Origin of the sequence: Aureimonas psammosilenae (assembly GCF_009176975.1) — a bacterium.
In the GTDB taxonomy this organism is placed as follows: Bacteria; Pseudomonadota; Alphaproteobacteria; order Rhizobiales; family Rhizobiaceae; genus Plantimonas; species Plantimonas psammosilenae.
On the sequence record NZ_WEZG01000039.1, the window covers coordinates 1 to 2584 of the forward strand.

Below are 2584 nucleotides of genomic sequence, written 5' to 3' on the forward strand. Positions count from 1 at the left end.
AGGAGTTTAATATGGAACATTTAAATGAAAGCATACAATCAAACCTTGCTTTAGAGATTGCTCAGCTAACATTGGATAAAGCAACGCTCAAAGCGCAAGTTGATTATTTAACCAAACAAAACGCAGAACTTCAGCAACAACTCGATGAAGCAACTGCCCCACAAAATTAAAAAGGAGAATTATTATGGCTTTAGAAACTATCAAAACAACTCGCTTAGTAGGTAACTTAAAAGTAGAAGATACACTTGTAAAACAATACGTTGTGGATATCAACGAACAAGGCGTATCAAATATAAGTGAGTCAATCTATGACGCTAATCTTTACTCACAAAACCGTGCTGAAATGCGCAAACAAGAAGAAGCTTTTCGCAATAAACGTTATGAGATTGAAGATGCTATTTTGGCAGAATTGACTAAAGAAGATGTCGCCAAATAGGCTTAGAAAGTGAAAAAAAATATATGTGGAAACCTGAATTTTTAAGCATGATTTTTAGTGCTGCAGTATCACTATTAACGCTCTTTACATTTTTTCAAAGTCGTATGACTTCAACAGAAAAACGCTTAACGATTCTTGAAGAAAAAAACAAACAAAATGATAAAGAGTTAGAAGAAACAAAATCCAGATTGGATAATCACGACTTGCAAATGAAAGTCCTTATTCAAATGACAGAACAGATTAAAAATTTATCAGAAAAAGTAGACAAGATTGATAATAAACTGGAGGAACTATCATGACAGTTATTTTAATTGCTGCAACAGTTGTAGCACCTATTATTTCAGCACTTGTGAATGTTGTGAAAGAACAATTTGGATTGAATGGCAAGCTTGTTTCTGGGCTTGCTATTTTTATTGGTATCTTTGTAGGACTTGCATATTCATTTACTATTATTCGCGGGCAATATGCTGAATATTGTTGGGGCGGTCTGATTGCTGGCTTGTCAGCGATTGGCTATTACGAGATTGCCTTTAAAAAAGGAGTAAATGATGAAAAATAAAATCAATCGTGTATTAGTAGCGTTTGTAACTTTAGCTAGCTTACTATTGCAATCGACAGCTTATGCTGCAGTTGGCGATCAAGGCGTGGACTGGTCACGCTATCAAGGTGCTAATGGAATTTTCGGGTATGCACACGATAAGTTCGCTATTTGCCAAATTGGCGGTGTTAATGGCGGCGGTATTTACGGACAAACAACATATGAAACACAAGTTGCATCAGCAATTGCACAAGGCAAGCGTGCTCATACGTATATCTGGTATCAGGTTGGCGGAAACGCAAGTCTTGGTGAACAAGTATTAAATACATTCTTGCCACAAGTTCAAACACCTAAAAGCTCAATTGTAGCGCTTGACTACGAGAGTGGCGCTAGCGCCGACAAACAAGCGAATACCAACGCAATCTTGCATGGTATGCGAATGATTAAGGCGGCAGGATATACACCTATGTACTATAGTTACAAACCTTACACGTTAGCCAACGTGTATATTGACCAAATTATTCGGGAGTTTCCGAACAGCTTATGGATGGCTGCTTATCCAGATTACAATGTAACGCCAACGCCAAATTATAATGTGTTCCCAAGTATGGATGGAGTTGCCATTTACCAATTCACTTCAACTTATATTGCAGGCGGGCTTGATGGCAACATTGATTTGACTGGTATTACGGACAATGGCTATACTAAGAACAATAATCCCGAAACCCAAACACCAGCAATTTCTCAAGGTCAACAAGCGGACAACACGCCTAAATCTGAAATCGCCATAGGAAATCAAGTTAAGGTTAAATTTAGTGCCAATACATGGGCGACTGGTGAAGCTATTCCAAGTTGGGTTAAAGGTCGCACATATGACGTAGCTCAAGTGTCTGGTAGCTGTGTATTGTTAGCAGGTATTAATTCATGGATTAATAAAGCAGACGTGGAAATTATTTCAGTATCATCTGCACCAATTCAAGCACCAGCGACTAGCACGTACACAGTACAATCTGGCGATACGCTTTCTAGCATTGCTGCCAAATTTGGTACAAATTACCAAACACTAGCAAGCTTGAATGGGATTTCAAATCCTAATTTGATTTACGTTGGACAGGTGTTGCGTGTTAACGGTTCAGCAAGCGCTGGTTCAATTTACTATACAGTACGTGTTGGTGATAACTTGTCAGCAATTGCAAGTCGCTACGGCACAAGCTACCAATCAATCGCAGCGCTAAATGATCTAGATAATCCAAACTTAATTTATGCAGGCCAAACGCTTAAAATTAAATAGTAAACACTTTAACACTCCTAGTCTTTGACGGCTAGGGGCTTTTTTTGTTATAATATAAGTAAGTTAGCAGTTTGCGTATTCTGCTAGCAAGTGTTTTCATGTTTTTTTCATATTTTTTTTGGATGACCTCAGCATGTGCTGGGGTGTTTTTTTGGTAAAAAAAATATACCACTACACATGGTTTTTTTACTGGTCATTACCACGTAATTTACTTAACCAGTTAAGTTTTTACCACGTGTTTAGTGGTAAATTACCACCTATTTACCACGTAACGTGGTAAAGAAAAACGTTGATTTACAGGCGTTTATAAGCAATATAT

At 37.7% G+C, this 2584-nt stretch carries 4 protein-coding genes; all 4 read left to right on the top strand.

Going from position 1 to position 2584, the window contains the following annotated elements; translation table 11 throughout:
* Positions 1–184: 184 nt before the first annotated feature.
* Genes F9929_RS23830 through F9929_RS23845 form a run of 4 tightly spaced genes read left to right on the top strand, consistent with a single transcriptional unit; the run spans position 185 to position 2265 of the window.
* Positions 185–436 carry a hypothetical protein gene (locus tag F9929_RS23830; RefSeq protein ID WP_152049044.1) on the top strand — a complete coding sequence of 84 codons (252 nt, stop codon included), beginning with the start codon at positions 185–187 and terminating at the stop codon, positions 434–436.
* Positions 437–459: 23 nt separating this feature from the next.
* Complete coding sequence (locus F9929_RS23835) at positions 460–735, top strand: DUF7365 family protein (protein WP_152049045.1); 276 nt, start codon at positions 460–462, stop codon at positions 733–735.
* A complete protein-coding gene (locus tag F9929_RS23840) occupies positions 732–995 on the top strand; it encodes a hypothetical protein (protein WP_152049046.1) in 264 nt (87 codons plus the stop codon). Before F9929_RS23835 ends, F9929_RS23840 begins: the two co-directional genes overlap by 4 nt.
* Entirely contained in the window at positions 985–2265 is a 1281-nt protein-coding gene (locus F9929_RS23845; RefSeq protein ID WP_152049047.1) for a LysM peptidoglycan-binding domain-containing protein, read from the top strand. Before F9929_RS23840 ends, F9929_RS23845 begins: the two co-directional genes overlap by 11 nt.
* Positions 2266–2584 lie beyond the last annotated feature (319 nt).

Bases quoted from the DNA above. Each gene is read 5' to 3' on its own strand.
- F9929_RS23830 (WP_152049044.1), top strand. From the start codon at position 185: ATGGCTTTAGAAACTATCAAAACAACTCGCTTAGTAGGTAACTTAAAA.
- F9929_RS23835 (WP_152049045.1), top strand. From the start codon at position 460: ATGTGGAAACCTGAATTTTTAAGCATGATTTTTAGTGCTGCAGTATCA.
- F9929_RS23840 (WP_152049046.1), top strand. From the start codon at position 732: ATGACAGTTATTTTAATTGCTGCAACAGTTGTAGCACCTATTATTTCA.
- F9929_RS23845 (WP_152049047.1), top strand. From the start codon at position 985: ATGAAAAATAAAATCAATCGTGTATTAGTAGCGTTTGTAACTTTAGCT.